Annotated in this window: 20 protein-coding genes; 17 read left to right on the top strand and 3 right to left on the bottom strand. The window is 41.0% G+C overall.

Annotation, left to right across the window (positions count from 1 at the left end):
* Window positions 1-204: 204 nt before the first annotated feature.
* The 13 genes from BrL25_RS01515 (at window position 205) to BrL25_RS01455 (ending at window position 15362) form a co-directional block, all read left to right on the top strand.
* Complete coding sequence (locus BrL25_RS01515; protein ID WP_018670903.1) at window positions 205-996, top strand: DUF3388 domain-containing protein; 792 nt, start codon at window positions 205-207, stop codon at window positions 994-996.
* A gap of 12 nt (window positions 997-1008) precedes the next feature.
* Window positions 1009-1929, top strand: a complete 921-nt coding sequence (locus tag BrL25_RS01510; protein WP_018670904.1) for a helix-turn-helix domain-containing protein — start codon at window positions 1009-1011, stop codon at window positions 1927-1929.
* 242 nt (window positions 1930-2171) lie between these two features.
* Window positions 2172-3515, top strand: coding sequence for a 30S ribosomal protein S12 methylthiotransferase RimO (rimO, locus tag BrL25_RS01505; protein WP_018670905.1), 1344 nt, complete (start codon window positions 2172-2174; stop codon window positions 3513-3515).
* A complete protein-coding gene (gene pgsA / locus BrL25_RS01500) occupies window positions 3516-4091 on the top strand; it encodes a CDP-diacylglycerol--glycerol-3-phosphate 3-phosphatidyltransferase (protein ID WP_018670906.1) in 576 nt (191 codons plus the stop codon).
* A 19-nt stretch (window positions 4092-4110) separates the two neighbouring features.
* Window positions 4111-5355 (top strand): competence/damage-inducible protein A, encoded by a 1245-nt coding sequence (locus BrL25_RS01495; RefSeq protein WP_018670907.1) that lies wholly within the window; start codon window positions 4111-4113, stop codon window positions 5353-5355.
* 16 nt (window positions 5356-5371) lie between these two features.
* Complete coding sequence (locus tag BrL25_RS01490; RefSeq protein ID WP_018670908.1) at window positions 5372-6961, top strand: DEAD/DEAH box helicase; 1590 nt, start codon at window positions 5372-5374, stop codon at window positions 6959-6961.
* Window positions 6962-7134: 173 nt separating this feature from the next.
* The gene (recA, locus tag BrL25_RS01485) at window positions 7135-8193 is read left to right on the top strand and encodes a recombinase RecA (RefSeq protein ID WP_018670909.1); all 1059 of its coding nucleotides are present in this window, start codon (window positions 7135-7137) and stop codon (window positions 8191-8193) included.
* 81 nt (window positions 8194-8274) lie between these two features.
* Entirely contained in the window at window positions 8275-8937 is a 663-nt protein-coding gene (locus tag BrL25_RS01480) for a RecX family transcriptional regulator (RefSeq protein WP_018670910.1), read from the top strand.
* Between the two features lie 360 nt (window positions 8938-9297).
* A complete protein-coding gene (gene rny / locus BrL25_RS01475; RefSeq protein ID WP_018670911.1) occupies window positions 9298-10848 on the top strand; it encodes a ribonuclease Y in 1551 nt (516 codons plus the stop codon).
* Between the two features lie 151 nt (window positions 10849-10999).
* Window positions 11000-11794, top strand: coding sequence for a TIGR00282 family metallophosphoesterase (locus BrL25_RS01470; RefSeq protein ID WP_018670912.1), 795 nt, complete (start codon window positions 11000-11002; stop codon window positions 11792-11794).
* A gap of 115 nt (window positions 11795-11909) precedes the next feature.
* Window positions 11910-12170, top strand: a complete 261-nt coding sequence (gene spoVS / locus BrL25_RS01465; RefSeq protein ID WP_003337012.1) for a stage V sporulation protein SpoVS — start codon at window positions 11910-11912, stop codon at window positions 12168-12170.
* A gap of 575 nt (window positions 12171-12745) precedes the next feature.
* A complete protein-coding gene (locus BrL25_RS01460; protein WP_018670913.1) occupies window positions 12746-14524 on the top strand; it encodes a 2-oxoacid:acceptor oxidoreductase subunit alpha in 1779 nt (592 codons plus the stop codon).
* Entirely contained in the window at window positions 14496-15362 is an 867-nt protein-coding gene (locus BrL25_RS01455) for a 2-oxoacid:ferredoxin oxidoreductase subunit beta (RefSeq protein ID WP_018670914.1), read from the top strand. Before BrL25_RS01460 ends, BrL25_RS01455 begins: the two co-directional genes overlap by 29 nt.
* Window positions 15363-15547: 185 nt before the next feature.
* Here the strand turns inward: BrL25_RS01455 and BrL25_RS01445 are convergent, their stop codons facing one another.
* The gene (locus tag BrL25_RS01445) at window positions 15548-16606 is read right to left on the bottom strand and encodes a YkvI family membrane protein (RefSeq protein WP_018670916.1); all 1059 of its coding nucleotides are present in this window, start codon (window positions 16604-16606) and stop codon (window positions 15548-15550) included.
* 51 nt (window positions 16607-16657) lie between these two features.
* Here BrL25_RS01445 and BrL25_RS01440 point away from each other — a divergent pair, with 51 nt between their 5' ends.
* From BrL25_RS01440 to BrL25_RS01430, 3 genes are all read left to right on the top strand, one after another.
* Window positions 16658-17395 carry an MBL fold metallo-hydrolase gene (locus BrL25_RS01440; protein ID WP_018670917.1) on the top strand — a complete coding sequence of 246 codons (738 nt, stop codon included), beginning with the start codon at window positions 16658-16660 and terminating at the stop codon, window positions 17393-17395.
* Between the two features lie 16 nt (window positions 17396-17411).
* Entirely contained in the window at window positions 17412-17966 is a 555-nt protein-coding gene (mnmM, locus tag BrL25_RS01435; protein WP_018670918.1) for a tRNA 5-(aminomethyl)-2-thiouridylate-methyltransferase MnmM, read from the top strand.
* 173 nt (window positions 17967-18139) lie between these two features.
* A complete protein-coding gene (locus BrL25_RS01430) occupies window positions 18140-19201 on the top strand; it encodes a YheC/YheD family endospore coat-associated protein (RefSeq protein ID WP_018670919.1) in 1062 nt (353 codons plus the stop codon).
* A gap of 109 nt (window positions 19202-19310) precedes the next feature.
* Here the strand turns inward: BrL25_RS01430 and cbpB are convergent, their stop codons facing one another.
* Window positions 19311-19751: a cyclic-di-AMP-binding protein CbpB gene (gene cbpB / locus BrL25_RS01425; RefSeq protein WP_018670920.1), complete on the bottom strand. Its 441-nt coding sequence runs from the start codon at window positions 19749-19751 to the stop codon at window positions 19311-19313.
* Window positions 19752-20268: 517 nt separating this feature from the next.
* Window positions 20269-21141, bottom strand: a complete 873-nt coding sequence (locus BrL25_RS01420) for a lipoate--protein ligase family protein (protein WP_018670921.1) — start codon at window positions 21139-21141, stop codon at window positions 20269-20271.
* 158 nt (window positions 21142-21299) lie between these two features.
* On the opposite strand from BrL25_RS01420, the gene BrL25_RS01415 reads away from it, so the two are divergent.
* Window positions 21300-21770: a GNAT family N-acetyltransferase gene (locus tag BrL25_RS01415; protein ID WP_018670922.1), complete on the top strand. Its 471-nt coding sequence runs from the start codon at window positions 21300-21302 to the stop codon at window positions 21768-21770.
* Window positions 21771-21865: the final 95 nt, after the last annotated feature.

The raw sequence follows: 21865 nt of genomic DNA, 5'->3' as shown, positions 1-21865 counted from the left end.
AACATAGCATAGAAATGATTATTGATAAACAAAAGAAGAGACTTATTGATAAAATGTAATAAAAGAATTTTTATTAGGTTGATTGGCATGTTTTCTGCATTTTTCCTTTGTCCTTCTACATGCAAATGGTATACTATTGTTGAAAAGCCATCTATCACGGGGGAAGAACAATAGGATTGTTCTTACAGAAAAAGGGGATACATGATGCTCACGGAGGAGAAAGAATTTTTTGAGTGGTATCTAGAATATCGCTTAATTAAGGATCGTCCTGGTCTGCTAGGAGACTTAGCTTCTATTCTGGGGATGCTTAACATCAACATTCGTACAATTAATGGTGTACAAACCAACACGCGAGGAATGTTATTATCCACGGATGACAATGATAAGATTGAAGCCTTACGTAGCTTGTTGTTAAAAGTAAGCAATATTGAAATTAACAAGTTGCGTCCGCCTACCATGCTTGACCGTCTAGCTGTTCGTCATGGACGTTATATTGAACGTGATGCGGAAGATAAAAAAACATTTCGCTTTATCCGTGACGAATTGGGGATTCTGGTTGATTTTCTGGGCGAGCTATTTAAAAAAGAGGGCCATCAATTAATTGGAATTCGCGGAATGCCTCGCGTAGGTAAAACAGAGTCTATGATCGCAGCCAGTGTATCCTCCAATAAGCGTTGGACGTTTATTTCATCAACTTTATTGAGACAAACAGTTCGTAGTTCCTTGACCGTTGATGAAATGACAGCCAATCATGTATATTTGATTGATGGGATCGTCTCAACCATGCGCTCTACGGAACGTCACCACAGCTTGTTGCGTGAGATTATGGCTTTCCCAGCTACTAAAGTCATTGAACACCCTGATATTTTTGCAAGAGAGACAGAGTACAAGCTGTCTGACTTCCATTACATTATTGAGTTGAGACATCATCCTGATGAAGAGATTACATATGAATTAATCAACACGAGAAGTTTTAATGACTTCGAGATGACGTAAGGAGGCTACATTGTGTCTGAGCTCGGCCAAGTATTGAAGAGAGCAAGAGAAGAAAAAGGAATCTCGCTCAATGATATACAAAAAATGACAAAAATCCAAACCAGATATTTAGAAGCGATTGAGCGGGGAGATTTTCACATGTTGCCCGGCCACTTTTATGCAAGAGCTTTTATCAAAAGCTATGCGGAAGCGGTAGGATTGGATCCTAATCAGATCGTAGAGCATTACCAGGCCGACTTGCCATCCCAACCTCCACAAGAACAGGTGGAACGACTACAACGACGTCATGTGGTTCAAAGGCGATCACCTTTTCAAACCGGTAGCTGGGTAGCTCCTACTTTGTTAACTCTATTTATCATCTTAGTTCTTGGTGTTGCTTACATGGCACTAGTGAATCGGGATAGCACACCACCTATTGTTCAAAAGCCTGCTGAAGGTATCATTGATACCACACAAGGTGGAGGAGGAGTTCCTACTCCGAATCAAACACCGGGTCAGGGACAGGTTCCAACTACTCCTGAAACAGCTACTCCGCCAGCAACTACAACACCACCAGATGTTACTATGCCTGATGTGAATATGCCTGAGACTGATGGGGCTGCTGGTACACTTACTTTTGAATCCCAACAAGGAAAGTATTACAATTATAAGGTTGGTAATACGGATAAAATCTCAGTGACGATTAAAGCAACCCATGGTGCTTGTTGGGTACAGGTCCGAGATAAAGATCAAGGTAAAAAACTATTTGAGTCTACCCTTAAAAAAGGTGAAGAAAAAACCATAGAGGCACAAGATACTGCTTTTCTACATGTAGGTTTCTCACCTGCAGTTGAAATAATAGTTAATCAGGTTCCAATTACGATGAGTGATATTAAAGCACAAACGGCTAAGTTTAATTTCACTTTGCAAAAGGAAGAAGTGCCGGTACAATAGCTTTTTAAAAGGTTTTCAACTCCCGTTTCACTAGTAAAAGTGAGGCGGGAGTTTTTTATCTGGGAGTCAGGTTTCTATCTTTCGTTAATTGTATATACAATTAAAGTGGCTCGTATAGAATAAAGGCTTTGAATGCCTGAAAACAGTTGATTTTAAGTGCTACTCTTTTTGACTACTCGCCTTTGCTTATATTATACTGGTTAGGTGAATTTGGGCTGGAATATGCAATTGGAGGAAGAAAAATGACCGAAAAGACAACACCCCGTGAAAAGGTTGCCATAGTGACCTTGGGTTGTGAGAAGAACTTGGTTGATTCAGATATGATGGCACATCTGATTGATGAGAAGGGTTATGAGCTAGTTGATAATCCAGATGACGCAACAGTCGTTATCGTGAATACCTGTGGATTCATCGATGCTGCAAAAGAAGAATCCGTGAACAAGATTTTAGACATGGCCGAGTTAAAAGAGAGCGGAAAATTAAAGTCGTTGGTAGTAGCTGGCTGTTTAACCCAACGCTATAAAGAAGATTTATTACATGAGATCCCTGAAGTGGATGGTATTGTTGGAACCGGCGATTTCATGTCCATTATTAACGTGATTGAAGATACACTAATTGGTAAGCGTACAAGCCTGATCGGAAATCCGGTGTTTAACTACGAGCAAGTTGTTAAACGGAAGGTAAAAGAGGGAACTTATACGACATATACCAAAATTGCAGAAGGCTGCGATAACAATTGCACATTCTGTAGTATCCCACTCATGCGCGGTAAATTTCGCAGTCGTTCAATAGAATCTATCGTAGAGGAAGCGACATATCTGGCAACGAAAGGCATTGTAGAAATTTCGTTGATTGCCCAGGACTCAACCAACTACGGTATGGATTTATATGGCAAGCTAATGTTGCCTGAGCTTTTGAACAGACTGTCTGAAATAGACGGTATTGAGTGGGTTCGACTACACTATGCATATCCAGGGTTCTTTACAGATGAGCTAATTGAAACGTTTGCTAAAAACCCGAAAGTTTGTAAGTATATTGATATGCCTTTGCAACACTCAGAGGACGGTATTCTGAAACGAATGCGCCGTCCGGGACGTCAAACTGATATTCGTAAGCTTGTTGCCAAAATCCGCGCTGAAGTACCGGATGTAGCTTTGAGGACCTCTTTAATTGTTGGTTTCCCAGGTGAAACAGAGGAGGACTTCTTGAAGCTGTGTGATTTTGTGAAAGACATTAAGTTTGATCGTCTAGGTGTGTTTACGTATTCAAATGAAGATGATACTCCTGCGACACGCCTGCCTGATCAGATTGATGAAGATGTCAAAGAAAAACGCGCTAACATATTGATGGAAATTCAACGTGAGATTGCTAACGAGAAGAATGGTCAATACGTGGGTAAGGTATTGGATGTCCTAGTAGAGAGATACGAAGGCAGAAACAACATTTACGTAGGCCGTACCCAATACGATGCTCCAGAAATCGATGGGGAAGTCTTTATTTCAAATTATCAAGGAGAACTAGGTAAGATTGTAAAGGTGAGAATTACCCACTCATACGATTATGATCTAGCTGGGGAGGTTATTTAGTTGAATCTTGCCAACCGCATCACGCTTGCCAGAATTTTTCTGGTTCCTGTCGTCATGTTTTTTCTACTAGTAGAATACAAATTTGGCACGTTTACCATCGGGACTCTAACTATGACGTACAATGAGCTGATAGCGGCTTTGGTATTCATCTTGGCAGCCAGCACAGATGGTCTAGATGGGTACATTGCCCGTAAGCGGAAGATTGTTACGAATCTGGGCAAATTTTTAGATCCATTAGCGGACAAATTGTTGGTATCGGCTTCGCTTATTTCTCTTGTTGAGATGCAACGAATCGAGGCGTGGGTCGTTATAGTGATTATTAGTCGTGAATTTGCAGTGACAGGACTTCGAATGATTGCAGCGGCAGAAGGAAAGGTCATTGCTGCAAGCGCTTGGGGAAAAATTAAGACCTGGGTGCAAATCGTAGCGATTGCTGTATTAATGATGAATAATTTCCCGTTTGAGTTTATTGGTATACCTTTTGACAAAATCGCGATTTGGGCAATGGTTTTAATTACCCTTTGGTCAGGGTATGACTATTTTTCTAAGAATCGCAATGTCATTCAATATTCGTAAAAGATTGGGATGAAGAGTGATGAAAGCGGAAATTATCGCGGTTGGAACTGAGTTATTACTTGGACAAATTGCTAATACAAACGCACAATACTTATCGCAAAAGTTAGCTGAAGTAGGAATTAATGTTTATTATCACATAACAGTTGGCGATAATTATGAACGAATGCTACAAGTGATAGAACGTGCGAAATCGCGTTCCGATCTCATCATTTTTACCGGAGGGTTGGGCCCTACGCAGGATGATTTGACCAAAGACGTAGTGGCCGACCATCTTGGTCACAAGCTGGTCACGGATGGAAAAGCAATGGCGAATATTCGTGATTTTTTTGAGCGACGCGGTATTGACATGACAGACAACAATCGTAAGCAAGCCCTTGTAATTGAGGGATCGACGGTCTTTGACAATGATCACGGAATGGCACCAGGAATGGGGATTACCCAAGAGGGCGTAACGTATGTCTTGTTGCCTGGTCCCCCAAGCGAAATGTATCCGATGGTGGAAAATTATTTGATGCCATTTTTGGCTTCTTTAGGGAATGAGCATCAAATCTTTCATTCTCGTGTCTTTCGCTTTTTTGGTATCGGAGAATCTTTGTTAGAAGCAAAGCTGATTGACTTAATTGCAGGGCAATCCAACCCGACAATTGCCCCATATGCCAAGGAGTTTGAGGTGACGTTGCGCATAACGGCTCGCGCTACTTCTGTGGAGGAAGCCGAGAGTTTGTTACTTCCTGTCGAAGAAGAGATTCGCAATCGCGTAGGTGAGTTTATATATGCAGTAGGGGAATCTCCGTTGCATCAGGTACTCTATGAGCAACTGCTATTAAAACAGCAGACGATCTCTTTTGCTGAAAGCTGTACAGGGGGCACTGTTTCACAACTGCTTACCTCGGTTCCTGGCGCGTCGCAAGTATATCGAGGGGGTATTGTTTGTTATTCTAACGAAATGAAACATCAATGGCTGGATGTGCCTCTTGACGTCCTAGAGACAGAAGGAGCTGTCAGTGAAACAACGGCTCGGCTTTTAGCTGAGAATATTCGCCAAAAGATGGGCACAACCTATGGCGTTTCTGTTACCGGTGTAGCAGGACCTGAATCTTCCGAGGGAAAACCTGTAGGACTGGTCTATATCGGAATCGCCAGTGAGAAGCAGCCTACTTTGGTAAAAAAGGTGCAGGTTGCGGGACAGCGCAGAGCTATAATTGGACGTGTTGCCAAGTATGCTCTATATCACACCCTCCAGCAGCTGCACTGTAATGACTAAAAGAAAGGTGACTATCATGACGATTTTTTCAGATTTAGCTTTACATAAAAATGTGTTGCAAGCTATTCATGATATGGGCTTTGAAGAACCATCACCAATTCAAGCGGCTTGCATCCCCAAGATATTAGAGGGTGGCGACCTGATCGGACAGGCTCAAACAGGAACAGGGAAAACTGCTGCGTTTGGGATTCCACTAGCCGAGGCCTTAAACCCTACTAACAATCGGATACAGGCGATTGTGTTGACTCCAACTCGTGAACTTGCCATACAGGTGGCAGGAGAATTGGTGAGAATATGTAAATACAAAAAAATTCGCACCCTTCCCATCTATGGTGGTCAATCGATTAGTCATCAGATTCGTGCGCTTCGACAAGGCGTGCATGTGGTGATCGGTACTCCTGGGCGTGTTTTGGACCATTTGCGTCGTAAAACGCTCCATCTTGAAAATGTAAAAATGCTTGTTCTCGATGAAGCAGATGAAATGCTGGATATGGGTTTTATTGAAGATATCGAGACCATTCTTAGTCACATGAAAGCTGAACGTCAAACCTTGCTTTTCTCAGCAACGATGCCTCCTGAAATCAAGCGATTAGCTCATCGCTACATGAAAAATCCCGAGATTGTGGCTGTCAGTCGTGAAGAAGTCACAGCACCTTCTATTGAACAAGTGTATTATAAAGTTTTTGAACGTAATAAACGGGAGAGCTTATGCCGGATTCTCGATAGTCAGGATGTAGAGCTTGGTATCATTTTCTGTAGGACAAAGCGTGGAGTAGACGAATTAAGCGAAGCCTTGCAAGCACGAGGTTATTTGGCAGATGGATTACATGGTGACTTATCGCAAGCACAGCGCGATAAAGTGATGAAGGCTTTCCGGGAAGGTACTATTGAGTTCTTGATTGCTACAGATGTAGCAGCTCGTGGTATTGATGTAGGTAACGTATCACATGTTATTAATTATGATATTCCACAAGATCCGGAAAGCTACGTGCATCGAATTGGTCGTACAGGACGGGCTGGACGTAAGGGAATTGCCATGACACTAGTTACTCCACGAGAGATGCGTCAACTGATGGTAATTCAAAAACAGACTAAAGCATCTCTGGTTACTCGCACTGTGCCTACCTTGGAAGAGATTGCTGAGCGTAAACGTACCCAATTACGTGAACAACTAGGTTCGTTGATTGTAAGTGATTCTACGAACAGTATGTATCAAGAAATTGTTGAAGAGTTAATGCAGAAGCATGAACCGGCTAAAGTTGCCGCGGCAGCCCTACATCTTGCATTTCATACTGATCCAAGTGGAAATGATGAGGAAGAAGGGTACAACTTTGGTGAGACGGGTGCAGCTAGAGGAATGGTGCGTTTCTTCCTAAATGTAGGACGAAATGTTAACATGAAGCCTCAAGATCTTGTACGGGAGATTTCCGAATCGGTGGGCATTCCGGGAAAATCAGTCGGACGGATTGATATTTTTGAAAACTTCACCTTTGTAGAAGTTCCAGAAGATGTTGCTCCGTTTGTTTATGAAGCGTTAAGACAGACGCGCATCAACGGTAAACGTATTAATCTGGAGCCTGCTAAACCGCGAACACGAAAATCATAATTTGGCCGTATAGAAGGTTTTTTCACCCGGAGGTTGAGTGAAAATGCCTTCTTTTTTCTATATAATTTACATACGAATATTTGTTCGCAAAAAATACTTGGCAAACCCCTCTATCTCGATGTATGATACATACATAAGAAAAAGTTAGTGGAACGAGAAAGGGAGTGTCACTATTGTCAGATCGTCGCGCTGCGCTAGAGAGTGCTTTAAGACAAATAGAAAAACAGTTCGGGAAAGGCTCCATCATGAAGATGGGGGAAATGGCACATTCACAGGTTTCTACTGTTTCAACAGGAGCCTTAGCTCTTGATATCGCACTTGGTGTCGGCGGTTTCCCACGTGGTCGTATTATTGAGATTTATGGACCAGAATCCTCTGGTAAAACGACGGTTGCGCTTCATGCCATTGCAGAGGTACAGAAGCAAGGTGGACAAGCAGCCTTTATTGATGCAGAGCATGCCTTAGACCCTGTTTATGCTGCTAAATTGGGTGTTAACATAGAAGAATTACTTTTATCCCAACCAGATACAGGAGAACAAGCATTAGAAATTGCGGAAGCTCTCGTACGCTCTGGCGCTGTAGATATTATCGTAGTAGACTCCGTAGCGGCTTTGGTTCCAAAAGCTGAGATTGAAGGAGAAATGGGAGACTCTCACGTTGGTCTACAAGCTCGTTTGATGTCTCAAGCTTTACGTAAGCTTTCTGGAGCTATCAACAAATCCAAAACGATTACGATCTTCATTAACCAGTTGCGTGAAAAAGTGGGTGTTATGTTTGGTAACCCAGAAACTACTCCTGGTGGACGAGCTTTGAAGTTCTATGCTAGTGTACGTCTAGATGTACGTAAAGCAGAGGGTATTAAACAAGGCAATGATGTAGTAGGTACGAAGACTAAAATTAAAGTTGTAAAAAATAAAGTGGCTCCTCCGTTTAAAGTAGCCGAAGTAGATATTATGTATGGAGAAGGTATTTCTAGAGAAGGAAGTATTCTGGATATTGGAGCTGAGCTGGACATTGTTGCAAAAAGCGGTGCTTGGTATGCATTTAATGATGAACGATTAGGTCAAGGTCGTGAAAATGCAAAACAGTTCTTGAAAGAGAACCCAGCTATTGCGGCTCAGATTGACCAAAAAATTCGAGAATATTACAGCCTGAATCCTAATTCCATCCCAGAGGGAGAAGCGGTTCTCGATCCAGAGCAGGAGGAAGAACCAACTTTTGATTTAGAGTAGAAGAGATGTAAGCCTGTCGTATTCTGTGCGACAGGCTTTTTATGTAAAGAGAAGGCAGTTTCGATAAGAGTAGGAGGAAATATGAAAACCTCAGGGGTAATCACGGCCGTTCATAGGGATTCTAAACGAAAACAGGTATATTTGATTGATCTGGACAATGAATTTGCATTTGAAGTGCACGAGGAAGTCTTCATTAAGTATCACTTGATGAAAGGGACAGAGGTAGATAGTAATTTTTTCGCAGAGGTATTACGAGCGGATCAAGAGAACAGAGCCTATTTGGCTGCTATCAATTATCTTAGCTATCGTCCACGGAGTTCCAGAGAAGTGGAAAGATATCTAATGGGTAAGGAGTTTTCACTAGAACTAGCGGAACGAATAGTAGAGAAGTGTACGCGAGAAGGGTATGTAAATGATGAGTTGTTTGCTAAAAAATGGGTAGAAGAGAGACTACGTTTGAAACCTCGGGGAGCTTATATGCTAAAGATGGAATTGAAGCAGAAGGGAATTGCCCCAAGTTTGATAGAAAAAGTATTGGGAAGAATAGAATATGAACAGGAGCTAGATGCAGCTCGTTCTTTATTACGAGGAAAATTGGCAAGGAAAACAGCCCCAATCGATCAAAAAACAGAGCATAAGCTCTTACAATTTTTGTTACGGAAAGGTTTTTCGCATTCTATTGTTCAACAGGTAAGAAATGAATGGAGAACAAAAAACTGGACTGAGGAAGAAGATGAGCAGTGAGGGCGTATACTGTATAATCCTTCCCTATTCGAAGCAATCCTACTCCCCACAAGGTCTACTCCTTGACAAGGCTTGTTCGCAAATAATAAAATAGGTTTGTATTACTTGGTGTTTGATAACTTTTTGCGATTAGCAATCCATAACTGAACATCCATGAGACCTATGTCTATCATGATTGCAGTCGACCGAGTCGCATCGGTCTTGTTTTTTAGGCTATGGATGCCAAATGTTTCCTTCCTCGCTCTTACTTGGTTTTCATTTGGTGTACCAAGATATGAAGATGATAGGAATCACCAAGAAAAAAATGATTTGTATGAGAAATGTAAAAGTCATAGACAAAGGAGGTGTAAGAGAACACGTATGGATCTATCTAACCCACTATTGTTAGTTTTGCTATTGTTGGTAGCACTAGCAATTGGTTTTGGGGTCGGATACTTCTTACGTAAATCCATTGCAGAAGCCAAAATTTCAAGCGCAGAAGAGGCGGCGAAGCAAATCGTCGAAGAAGCAAAACGCGATGCGGAGGCAGTGAAAAAGGAAAAAGTCTTAGAAGCCAAAGACGAAGTGTTTAAGCTGCGTACAGATGCTGATCATGAAATCAAAGAGCGTCGGAACGAAATTCAGCGTCAAGAGAGACGTATCCTTCAAAAAGAGGAGTCTCTTGACCGAAAGCTGGACCAATTGGAACGTAAAGAAGTAGAGCAGAGCGACCGTGAAAAATCAATTACTGAGTTGCAAGCCAAGGTTGAGCAATTATATAAAGATCAAGTTGCTGAACTCGAACGCATTTCAGGACTAACTCAAGATGAAGCAAAAACGATTATTTTAACAAACGTAGAAAACGAAGTACGCCATGACATGGCAATTATGATCAAGGATATTGAAACGCATGCTAAAGAGGACGCTGACAAAAAAGCTCGTGAGATTATCACAACAGCTATCCAACGCTGCGCGGCAGATCATGTGGCAGAGACGACCGTTTCAGTTGTTACTCTTCCCAATGATGAAATGAAAGGTCGAATTATCGGTCGTGAAGGTCGTAACATTCGAGCACTAGAGACATTAACTGGTATTGATCTTATTATTGATGATACTCCTGAGGCAGTTATTCTTTCAGGCTTTGACCCGATTCGACGTGAAATTGCTAAAACCGCCCTCGATAAGCTGGTGGCAGACGGACGTATTCACCCGGCTCGTATTGAGGAAATGGTAGAGAAATCACGACGTGAAGTAGATGAACGTATTCGTGAGTACGGGGAACAAGCAACATTTGAGACAGATGTACACGGATTACATCCTGATTTAATAAAGATTTTAGGACGCTTGCGTTACCGTACAAGTTATGGACAAAATGTCTTGAAACATTCAATGGAAGTAGCTCATCTTGCTGGTCTTATGGCTGCGGAATTGAAAGAAGACGTTAAACTGGCAAAAAGATCAGGTTTGTTACATGATATCGGTAAAGCAATTGATCATGAAGTAGAGGGTTCTCATGTAGAGATTGGCGTGGAACTAGCGAAGAAGTACAATGAGCACCCTGTTGTTATCAACAGTATTGCTTCTCACCATGGTGATACAGAACCTACCTCTGTTATTGCAATGTTAGTAGCTGCAGCTGATGCCCTTTCTGCTGCACGTCCAGGCGCTCGCCGTGAAACCTTGGAAACATATATTAAACGCTTGGAGAAACTGGAGGAAATCTCCGAATCCTTCGATGGCGTAGAAAAATCATATGCAATCCAGGCAGGCCGAGAAGTGCGAGTGATGGTACAGCCAGAAAAAATTGATGATGCTGAGGCAATGAGGTTAGCTCGGGAAATTACGAAACGTATTGAAAATGAGCTGGATTATCCAGGACATATACGCGTAACAGTGATTCGGGAAACCCGCGCTGTTGAATACGCGAAGTAAAAATAAAGTGGCGAGATGCCACTTTATTTTTTTGACAAGATAGGAATTTATCTAAATTCTCATCTCTATATGTACAATCAAGCTTCTGCTGGCAATAGAGACTTGGTCATCGCCCATTTTCTTTAAAGAACGAATAGTAGAGGTGATTAGAATGAAATTATTATTTATTGGGGATATTGTAGGTTCTCCAGGAAGAGAAATTGTGAAAGAATATGTACCACGTCTGAAACGTAAATATACTCCTGATCTGATTGTAGTAAACGGTGAAAATGCAGCACATGGACGTGGAATTACGCGAAAAATTGCTAATGAGTTTTTTCAGGTGGGTGTTCAGGCGATCACGATGGGGAATCACACGTGGGATAATCGAGAAATTTTTGATTTTATAGATGAGGACTCACGTATCGTTCGACCGGCAAATTTTCCTGAGGGAACTCCAGGTAGAGGTCTTACCTATGTTCAAACACATCTGGGAGAGGTAGCTATCATTAATGTACAAGGGAGAACCTTTTTACCACCATTGATGTGTCCGTTTGAAACGGCAGAGCAACTAGTAGAAGAAGCAAGAAAGCGTACCAAATATATTTTTGTAGATGTGCATGCTGAGGCTACATCAGAAAAACAGGCACTAGGCTGGTATCTCGATGGCAAAATTAGCGCAATGGTTGGAACACATACCCATGTACAAACAGGAGATGAACGAATCTTACCTAATGGTACAGGCTATATTACTGATGCAGGGATGTGCGGTCCAACAGATGGGATTCTGGGTATGGAGCGTAGCGCAGTTATTATGAAGTTTTTAACACAATTACCTGTTAGATTTGAAGTAGCAGAAGGACCGACACAACTAAATGGTGTTCTCTTTACCCTTGATAAGTCAACAGGAAAAACTACAAAGATAGATCGAATTCGAATTGACGCCACTTGTCCTTTTATGGAATAATACAAGGTAGATTCGAATTTTGCGAATATTAATCGTAAAAGGCAGGAATTTTTAGGGGTTATGCGAATATCATTCTAGAGATAAGAGTTATTCTATCTGACGGGAGGTACAAAGGATGGACGTATTAAAAGTTTCAGCAAAGTCTAACCCCAACTCTGTTGCTGGTGCTCTTGCAGGCGTACTCCGTGAGCGCGGGGCCGCTGAGATTCAAGCTATTGGAGCGGGGGCGCTCAATCAAGCTGTGAAGGCAGTAGCTATCGCACGTGGATTCGTAGCGCCTAGTGGTGTTGATTTGATTTGTATCCCAGCCTTTACAGACATTATAATTGATGGAGAAGAGCGTACAGCCATAAAATTGATTGTGGAACCCAGATGATAGAGAACTAACCTACCTATTCACCTGTTTGTCCTCTTGGGAATAAACAGGTTTTTTATTTGCAGGGTAAGAAACAAGCCTGCTAACAAAGAGAGTTAGATGCCAAGCCTATCAGTCGATTGGCTTGGCTTTCTTATAGTATTTACATATAATTATCCTCAAAATTACATCGTAAAAAAGATGTCCAAGCAGTCAGAAAACAAAAAAATAAACATGACTTGCTTTCAGCGCTAAAATCGACGAAGATATAAAGAATAGCTAATGAATCAGCTTCAATGGAAGGACAAAACCTTCTAAATTTTTAGTAAAAATAGTTGCGACTTTATGGGAACATGTTACAATTACTTCAGAAGATCATTAATATACCGAGTACATTTATTTACACAATGCAACCATCTTTAGGAAAAGTACTTGCAATTTGAATAAGCTAGGTCTAAAATTGGTCTTGCTTATACACAAATTCTTCACAATTTGTCTACTATATTACATAGACAAATGCTGAATGACAGCTGTGTGCAGTTCGGATTGAATGATGATTGTAGATTTTCTCACAGTCGCTGAAGGGGTGGAATTTCATGATTAGTCAACTTTCTTGGAAAGTTGGAGGACAACAAGGGGAAGGTATTGAAAGTACGGGTGAAATCTTCTCTATTGCCATGAACCGCATGGGTTATTATCTGTATGGTTACCGTCATTTCTCCTCGCGTATTAAAGGAGGACATACCAATAACAAAATTCGTGTAAGCACGAAGCCTGTTCAGGCCATTTCGGATGTCCTAGATATGCTGGTAGCGTTTGACCAGGAAACGATTGATGTTAATGCTCCAGAGTTACGTGAAGGCGGAGTCATCATAGCAGATGCTAAATTCAACCCAGTGTTGCCAGAAGGATTACAGTCTGTTCGCCTATTAGCTGTTCCACTAACTGAAATTGCTGATGAATTGGGTACTTCCTTAATGAAGAACATGGTGTCCATTGGGGCAACCAGTGCAATCCTTGGTATTCCAGTTGAAGGATACCGAAACATTGTAGAGGACATGTTCTTGCGTAAAGGTGAAAAAGTAGTCGAATTAAACATGCAAGCGATTACTCGTGGAGCACAATTTGTAAATGAATTAACAGGTGGACAACTTCCAGAATTCCAACTAGAGCCGGCAGATGGAAACAAACGTCTTTTCATGATCGGTAATGATGCGATAGCTCTAGGGTGTTTGACGGCCGGAGTCCGCTTTATGCCTGCATACCCAATCACACCAGCGTCTGAGATCATGGAATATCTTATTAAAAAATTACCGAAATTTGGCGGTACAGTTATACAAACAGAGGATGAAATTGCAGCTATTACAATGGCAATTGGAGCTAGCTACGGTGGTGTGCGTGCATTGACCGCATCAGCTGGTCCTGGTCTGTCTCTCATGATGGAAGCGATCGGTTTAGCAGGAATGACCGAGATGCCTGTCGTGATTGTAGATACACAACGTGGCGGTCCTTCTACAGGTCTACCTACAAAACAAGAACAATCAGATGTTAATGCCATGATCAATGGTACACATGGTGAAATTCCTAAGGTAGTAATGGCACCTACATCGGTTGAAGAATGCTTCTATGATGCAGTAGAAGCTTTTAATATTGCGGAAGAATATCAAGTACCGGTTATTCTGATTACCGATTTGGCATTATCACTTGGTAAACAAACCGTCGAACCGCTTGATTATAATCGTGTTGAGATTCGTCGAGGAAAGCTACTTGCGGGTCAGGAGCTCCCAGAAACAGAGGCTGGTACGATGTTCCAGCGTTATCAGGTAACAGAGGATGGCGTATCTCCACGCGTCATTCCAGGTCAAAAATTTGGTCTTCACCACGTAACAGGGGTAGAGCATGACCAAACAGGTAAACCATCAGAAAGTCCAACGAACCGTAAAGCCCAAATGGATAAACGCTTACGCAAATTAGATGTACTTCCTGCTAAATTCCCAACTCCGGTTCGCATTAATGGTGAGGGTGTAGAGTCTGATGTACTATTGGTTTCTATTAACTCTGTCGGGGGTACAGTAGAAGAAGCGCGTACACGTTTAGAAGCAGATGGACTAAAGGTAAATCATGCTCAAATCAGATTGCTTCACCCATTCCCTGTAGAAGCCATCAAACCTTACGTAGATCAAGCTAAAAAGATTATTGTGGTTGAAAATAACGCGACTGGTCAAATCGCCAATCTAGTTAAATTGAATGTAGGCTGTGCTGATAGACTGGAGAACGTGTTAAAATACGATGGAAATCCGTTCTTACCGAACGAAATTTATACACAAGTCAAGGGGCTGATAAAAGATGGCGACGTTCAAAGAGTTTCGCAATAGTACCAAGCCAAACTGGTGTCCAGGGTGTGGTGACTTCTCCGTACAAGCTGCAATTCAACGGGCAGCAGCAAACGTGGGATTGGAACCAGAAAACTTAGCCGTCGTGTCTGGTATTGGTTGTTCAGGACGTATTTCTGGTTATATCAATTGCTATGGTTTCCACGGTGTACATGGTCGAGCTTTACCAATCGCCCAAGGTCTAAAAATGGCAAACCGTGAATTAACTGTCATTGCATCTGGTGGAGACGGAGATGGTTTCGCCATTGGGATGGGGCATACTGTTCATGCGATTCGACGTAATATGGATATTACGTATATTGTTATGGATAACCAGATCTATGGACTTACTAAAGGTCAAACTTCGCCTCGCTCTGCGGCAGGTTTTGTAACTAAATCTACCCCTGCTGGTGCGATTGAACAAGCTATTTCTCCTATCGAATTAGCCTTGTCAGCGGGAGCTACTTTTGTCGCACAGTCCGTATCTAGTGATTTAAAAGGGCTGACGGATGTTATTGAAAAGGGGATACAACATAAAGGCTTCTCGTTAATTAACGTATTTAGCCCCTGTGTAACCTTTAATAAAGTGAACACATATGACTGGTTCAAACAAAATATCGTACCAGTTGATAGTATTGAAGGCTATGACAAACACAATAAGATTATGGCAATGTCCCACTCGATGGCGAACAAAGGCTTGCTAACGGGCATTGTGTACCAAAATACAGAGCAACAGCGCTACGAGGATTTGGTAAAAGGATTTGATCAAGAAGCTCTTGTGAAAAAAGATTTGCATCTTGGTGAAGAACTCTTTAATCAATTACAAGCGGAATTTGCGTAAGTCAAATGCTAGAATAACTATTCTTACCTCATAACAATACATCCCTTCATCTACACTGAAAGCAAGGATTTCTTTTGCTAAACTAGTGTTTATGAGGGGATGATTTTTTTGTTGGCAAATAAGCAGATAACGAAAACAAGCTGATTCTAGAAAAAACACAGAATCAGCTTTTGCACCTGCAAATATCAGTTCCATCGTCTGGATCGATCCATCAGTTGGCGATAAAATAGCATCACTAAAAAGAACACGACAATCTGTCCAAAAAGCGGGTACAATATAGTAAGCAAAGAACTAAACCCTACAAAACTAACCCCATAGCAGATTAGCAGTATGATCAATAGGATTAGTGAAAAGTGCAGATTAATATAGCTTTTTACCTGTTCAACTAAGCCAAACAGATTGGCAACAAGCGAGGAGAAAACCTCTGCATAGACCAATAACGCAAACAGGAAGGTAATCGTTTTGCCTAGCCCAGACAAAATGAAAATCGTAGGAGTATCTACAAATTGAACGTGGGGCATATTGTCGAGTAGTGATGCATACGCGAGAAAGAGAAGGAAGCCAATACCTAATCCACCAACTAAGCCTCCGTAAACTAAAGTACGCCTAGAAGAGCACTCTCGCCCTATAGGGATTAGGACTGCTTGTGCTAATGCAACATTAAGCGATACATAATAGATGGGGGATTGGAGCCATCCGTCACTCTCTAGTTCATCAAGAGGCAAGCCGGTTACGGTGGCAGTACTATCCCATGGCTTCGTGTAAAAGAAGACAAGCAGTGTAAATCCAATAAGGATCGGAACAAAAATACTATTTACCGTGTGGATAGCTCCCATACCTCTAGCCGTTACCAGGAAAATAAGTATCATACTTGCCCAAATTCCTATCTGAGCTGGTAAATGGAACGATTCTTTAAAAAGGGAACCAGTAAAGGCAAGCATAACTGAAGTTGTCCCGATTAAGACCAGAAGTAATATTGTATTAAAAAAAGTGCCGATCGTTTTGCCAAATAGGTAGAAGCTAACTTCCTGATAGGATTTGGCCTGTATGCGCTGTGCTACCAGCATGACCTGTATAGCAGACCAGACAAATAATAGACTAGCGATGCCAATTCCAAGTAAACCGTACGGTCCAAAACGTACAAAAAATTCAAGAATCTCTCGACCTGAAGCAAATCCAGCACCTACAACCGTTCCGATATAAGTAAAGGCGATCTGCAAAATAGCTTTCCATGACTTTTGCATCGAGTACCTCCTGTCCACCATACTACATCCTATGAAATGGAGAGTGAAAACATGCGTATCACTGTGTTAGGCTTTCAATCACCATATCCAGGACCTGGAGGAGCTACCCCTGGTTATTTACTACAAACAGAATCAATGAATATATTAATTGACTGTGGGAGTGGGGTAATCAGCCAAGTAACGAAATACATACCAATTCATCAGTTAGATGCGGTTTTCTTATCACATTATCATCAAGATCATATTGCTGATGTTGGGGTTTTGCAGTATGGTTTGAATGTGCATCAAAGAGTGGAGGGAATACGCACTAATCAACCTGTACCAATTTATGCCCCGACAGAGCCAGCCGAATATAGCAGTCAAATGGTATATAAAGAAGCAACAATTTATAAGCCCATAACCGAGCAGACAGAAGTGATTCTAGGAGACATAGCTGTTCGTTTTATCAGAACAGATCACCCCATTTTATGTTATGCTATGATGTTTACGCATAATGGGAAAAAAGTTCTGTATGGTGCTGACACAGGAATGCAGATGCACTGGGAGAAGGTTATGGAACCCGATTTATTTATATGTGAAGGCACGTATCTTGACGGTTTTGAGCCAAACAAGCCGAGTGGTCATTTATCTGTGCGCCAAGCGGCTCAGATTGCAAATGATATAAAAGCAAAATCATTATTGATAACGCATCTATTCCATAACACAAAGGAAGAGGATGTTTACGAACAGGCCAGCTCATATGGGGAATTATGCTACGTAGCACAGATAGGATTACAGATAGAGATATAAAAAGGAGAGAATCAACGTGTTTCCAAATGTTTTAGAAGTTGTACGTCAATATATTAGAGAGCGAGTAGTAGAGGGAGAGACTGTAGTGGATGCTACTATGGGCAATGGAAATGATACATTATTTCTTGCTCAATTAGTTGGGGAAAGAGGAAAAGTGTACGCTTATGATGTTCAAGCAGAAGCGATTGAGAAGACTAGAGCACGCTTAGAACGTGAACAGGTAGTAGAGCGGGTAAATTTGTTATTAACCAGTCACGAACAAATTAAAGAGATTCCGGTTGATCTTGGAGCCGTTATGTTTAACTTAGGATATTTACCGGGCGGAAATAAGGATATTACCACACAGGCTAATACCACCATTCGTGCAATTGAAGCCGGCTTGGATAAGCTACGAACAGGCGGAATAATGACTATCATTATTTATTGGGGTCACGAAGCAGGTACTATTGAGAAAGATGCAGTAGTAGCCTATTGTGAAAAATTACCGCAGTCAGAGTACCTTGTGCTCAGATACCAATATATGAATCAACAAAACCAAGCCCCTTTTATCATTGCAATTGAAAAACGCTAAGAACAAAACAAATAACAACCTTATCCGAGTAATGGACATGTTCGTAGAATCCTTTACTCGGTTTTTTATTAGAGAGGAAGCAGATGAAAAATAGGCACCCCATTTGCCTATAGCCTACATAGAGTGATAAAGAGGAAAAATGTACTAAAGAAATGATGTAGGAAGGGATTAATGTGGAGAAAATTGGAATAATGCTCAATAAGAAAGTTATTTCTTTGAACAAACGGCGACGACACACTTATGAGCGACTTGCCTTTTATGTAGAGATTGGCGCTAGGCTTGGACTAGAAACTGTTTTTTTTCATTCAAGTCAAATTAACTTTGCCACGAATAAAATTAAAGGCTATGTGTGGAGAGATAAGAAGCTGGTACCATCCACTTTTATAATCCCAAAAGTCATTCACAATCGAGTGCTTTCTGGTAAGAAAGATACGATTAAACGAATTAAAAAATTAGAAAAAGTAAGCCGGGTGTACAATGGAATTGTAACACGCAATAAATGGATAGTGCACAAGAGGCTTTGGACACAGGACAATTTACGTCATTATCTTCCAGAAACCAAATTATTTCGTAACCGAGCCTTTACTGACATGCTAAATAAGTATGACATTATATACGTCAAACCAGTCATTGGATCTGTAGGTGCAGGTGTAGCTCGCATAGAACAAAAGCCAGATGGATATTTTTTTTACTCATCACAAACAAGCGAAAGTTTTCAACATCTAGAAGAACTAGTACAATTTGTGGAAAAATGGGTAAAAAATAAAACCTACATTATTCAACAAGGTATCCCGCTTTGTAAGTATCAGGATCGTACTTTCGATGTGCGTGTCTCTATTCAAAAAGATCAACTACACGAATGGAAAATATCGGGTATGGTAGCAAAGCTAGCAAATCTCGATAATAAATTAAGCAACTTAGCACAAGGTGGCAGTGCAGAACAACTGGAAACCGTTCTAGGCTCTCTTTTTGCTACTCAAAGTATTCCCATCGTTGTGAGGCGTTTGCAGACTGCCTGCTTTGCTATTGTAGAGCAGCTAGAACTCAACGAATCCTCACTTGTTGATTTGGGGTTAGACATGGGGATTGACCAGTTTGGATTACCTTATTTCATTGAGGCGAATGTTAGAGATCAAAGGTACTCATTTTTTAAAGCAGGTGAAAAGGCAATGTTTTATCAAACTTATGAAACCCCACTAGAATTTGGAGCTACTCTATACAGGAAGAAAAAATAATTAGATGAGATGTGAGACACCTATGCGTAATAAAAGGCCTGCTCCATGTTGGATGCGGGCCTTTTATTCATTTCTAACAATAACATGGTGTGTGTAAACTGAGACTGTCTTATTCGGCGTTACGGAAATGGTGGTATACGAGGGCAAGAACTGCTTTACGGGTCAAAATCCCCTCAAAGACACCTTGCTCATCCTCAACACATACAAATGGGTGATTAATGGACAACTCTAGAGCACGTTGAAAAGTGTCAGTAGGATGCAAACGTGGGATGTTGCGTTCCATTACCTTTTCTACATGATGTTCGTGCAATGTTTCATACTCCACACGCTCTAAACCTAGAATTGATTCCAGTATCATTGTTTTACTAATTTGTCCCATCACTTTATAGGAAGAATCCAATACAGGAATGGCTGAATATCTACTTTTCACCAATACCAGTAAAGCGTGTTCCAAAGAATTGCCCAATTGAACATGAGCTACTTTTGAGGCGGGCAATATTAAATCCATAATTGGGTAATTGAAAATATGCTTAGCTTGAGGATTAATCAATGCAAGATCCTCCTTACCTTTCATTGTTAATGGACATTCTTCTTTTATTGTATAAAAAATTAAGCAAAAATGCATTTTTTTCTCTATTTGAAATAAGATGAAAAATAACTTATCAGTAGCTCCCTATGATTTCAGATACAGATGAATAGCTATTGTCCTGTTTTTGTCGAGGTTTGTTCATCTATCATTCATATTTAGTTGCTATATTACTTTCCATAGCTTGAGATAAATCAAATGGTGAACGGTACATGTGAAGCACCACTTTTATAAAGGGGATAAGGGATGTAATCGGATCAATACGGGAAGTGGGTTAGGACTTGCCATCGTCAAAAAAATTATACAAATTTCCAATGGTAGTCTGTAGGTAAAGAGTGAATTAGGTAACGGGACAATCATAACAGTTACTTTACCAAAGGATAGGTGATAAAGAAAAAACCTGAGACAATGAATCCTCAGGTTTTTTGAGTGAGAAGATGTCTCTTTTATAGATATGCAACACATGTCTTCGTTTATGTGTCTATTTTAATAACTGCCAATCAGCTCGTTGAATCTCTGCTGCTGTAAAAGAGAAAAGACCAAGACGACCCGTTAGATGCTGGATTGCCACTTCTTTATCTGTTTCTGTCAAAGGCAAGGTTCCTTTAGGTGCTGTCCATTTTTTTGTAATGGCAAGATAAAGCTGCTCTTTTACTTCATCTACAGAGATGGCACGTCCAATATGTTCGGAGATACTGCCAATAGTCTCTTTTCGGACGGCTGGAACGGGACGTTGGGCTACTTCCATTTCATATAATCCAGCTTGATGATAGAAGTCTTCCATCAGCGCTCCACGTTCTAATCCACTTCCTTCAATATTGATACAGAGTTGCAAAATGGAACCATAGCGCGTTCGGCGTTGTGCCATCCCACCAATTTTTTTACCAGCAAGCGCAAAATCATAATCACCTACACAATAGGAATCTACGACTTCTCCCAGTTCAATCTTTCCGTAGTCAGCAAGCCCGACTGATAGAATTTCGGCAGCTAGCTTATAAAAATCATCAATTGTCAAATTACACTGGGGGAATAAAATAGCCATATTTAAAACACCGCTATCTAGTGGAACACATGCGCCACCAGAGGAACGGAGTAGAGCCGAATACCCTTTATGACTGTATGATTTCAATGCTTGTTCTAAGTGTGGTAGCTTGGCGTCACGGCGACCCAACCAAAAAGCTTTATCATAAATCCATAAATGGATAATCGGTTTTGCATTAGGCTCTTTCATAGCAGTAGCTAATGCTTCATCCAACGCAATCGGTTCTACCGGAGATTGTCGATAGATGCCGGAATCAATCCAGGTAAATGGAGAGTGCAGTAGTTCAGAATACACAGTAAAACCCCTTCCCAAATACCCTCCTGTAAGAGAGGTGTCTTTCTCCATTATACACATGTCATGAAAATCTCTGCTAGGTAAAAGGAGTATTCAGAAAAGATGGATTTTTCGGTTTGATTTGTTTAATATATGAGGAGAAGTCAAAGAAGTCCATGTAAGAGAGGAAGAGCGATTTGTCAGAGAAGGTAACTGTAGTCCTTGTACCCATGGAAGAACGAGATAAAGGTGAATATGATCGATTGTTGTTAGAGGCTGATGAATCAGAAGAAATGATTGCACGTTATAAGCATCGTGGTGATATGTACGCTGCCTATACGGAGGAGCGTTTGCTTGGTATAGCAATTTTGCTTCCATGTACAGAGGAAATGGTCGAAATTAAAAATATAGCAGTATGTAGAGGCGAACAAGGAAAAGGCTACGGTAAACAATTTATTTCGTGTTTAGAAGAAAAAGCTAAAGAAGCAAACTATAAGGTGATGGTTGTAGGAACAGCTAATTCTAGCTTGGATAACCTAGCGTTTTATCAAAAGGTAGGGTTTCGAATTACTGGAATCAAAGCTGATTTCTTTTTACAGTATCCCTATCCAATTTGGGAAAATGGAATTCGTGCTTTAGATATGGTGATCTTAAAAAAAAATCTATAAAACAAAAGCTGGTTTCCAAGAACATTTCGCCAAAGGTACCACAGTTTCAACAATTGTACCTTTATCTTAAAATGAAATGTTGTTCAAGGAGACCA

Origin of the sequence: Brevibacillus laterosporus DSM 25 (assembly GCF_002706795.1) — a bacterium.
GTDB lineage: Bacteria > Bacillota > Bacilli > Brevibacillales > Brevibacillaceae > Brevibacillus_B > Brevibacillus_B laterosporus.
The sequence above is the reverse complement of the archived record's forward strand: the minus strand, read 5'-3'. Positions and strand labels throughout refer to the sequence as shown.

What these genes read in the sequence shown, in the direction of transcription:
- BrL25_RS01515 (WP_018670903.1), top strand. Translation starts at nt 205, where the DNA reads ATGCTCACGGAGGAGAAAGAATTTTTTGAGTGGTATCTAGAATATCGC.
- rimO (WP_018670905.1), top strand. Translation starts at nt 2,172, where the DNA reads ATGACCGAAAAGACAACACCCCGTGAAAAGGTTGCCATAGTGACCTTG.
- BrL25_RS01495 (WP_018670907.1), top strand. Translation starts at nt 4,111, where the DNA reads ATGAAAGCGGAAATTATCGCGGTTGGAACTGAGTTATTACTTGGACAA.
- BrL25_RS01490 (WP_018670908.1), top strand. Translation starts at nt 5,372, where the DNA reads ATGACGATTTTTTCAGATTTAGCTTTACATAAAAATGTGTTGCAAGCT.
- BrL25_RS01480 (WP_018670910.1), top strand. Translation starts at nt 8,275, where the DNA reads ATGAAAACCTCAGGGGTAATCACGGCCGTTCATAGGGATTCTAAACGA.
- rny (WP_018670911.1), top strand. Translation starts at nt 9,298, where the DNA reads ATGGATCTATCTAACCCACTATTGTTAGTTTTGCTATTGTTGGTAGCA.
- BrL25_RS01470 (WP_018670912.1), top strand. Translation starts at nt 11,000, where the DNA reads ATGAAATTATTATTTATTGGGGATATTGTAGGTTCTCCAGGAAGAGAA.
- spoVS (WP_003337012.1), top strand. Translation starts at nt 11,910, where the DNA reads ATGGACGTATTAAAAGTTTCAGCAAAGTCTAACCCCAACTCTGTTGCT.
- BrL25_RS01460 (WP_018670913.1), top strand. Translation starts at nt 12,746, where the DNA reads ATGATTAGTCAACTTTCTTGGAAAGTTGGAGGACAACAAGGGGAAGGT.
- BrL25_RS01455 (WP_018670914.1), top strand. Translation starts at nt 14,496, where the DNA reads ATGGCGACGTTCAAAGAGTTTCGCAATAGTACCAAGCCAAACTGGTGT.
- BrL25_RS01445 (WP_018670916.1), bottom strand. Translation starts at nt 16,606, where the DNA reads ATGCAAAAGTCATGGAAAGCTATTTTGCAGATCGCCTTTACTTATATC.
- BrL25_RS01440 (WP_018670917.1), top strand. Translation starts at nt 16,658, where the DNA reads ATGCGTATCACTGTGTTAGGCTTTCAATCACCATATCCAGGACCTGGA.